We start from the raw sequence: 302 nt of genomic DNA on the forward strand, positions 1-302 counted from the left end.
GCAAGATGGAAGAGACCTTGTGGTCAAAGGCGCGCTGGAACGGGGGCAGATGATACTTTTCCATAGAGCCGGGGGTGCGGTAGATGCGCCACTGGCCGATGGGCACATGGGGCTCAAAGCCAGTCTCAGAGGGGGCATCGCCGGGGAAGTGCTTGATGGTCAGAACAACAGAACCCTCGTTCAGGCCGTTGTCGCCATCCAGATAGCCCTTGACCAGAGCCTCGGCAATGTCACTGGTGACATCGGGACGCTCGCCGTAAGTACCGGAGGTACGGGGCCAGCGGGGGTCAGAGGTCACATCG

The 302-nt window shown here is 60.9% G+C and carries 1 protein-coding gene; it reads right to left on the reverse strand.

The features are described from left to right. Positions 1 to 302: glycoside hydrolase family 3 N-terminal domain-containing protein (locus P0G09_RS18585; RefSeq protein ID WP_275253409.1), on the reverse strand; the 302-nt coding region annotated here is incomplete at both ends.

Origin of the sequence: Faecalibacterium sp. DFI.5.82 (assembly GCF_029076575.1) — a bacterium.
In the GTDB taxonomy this organism is placed as follows: Bacteria; Bacillota; Clostridia; order Oscillospirales; family Ruminococcaceae; genus Faecalibacterium; species Faecalibacterium duncaniae.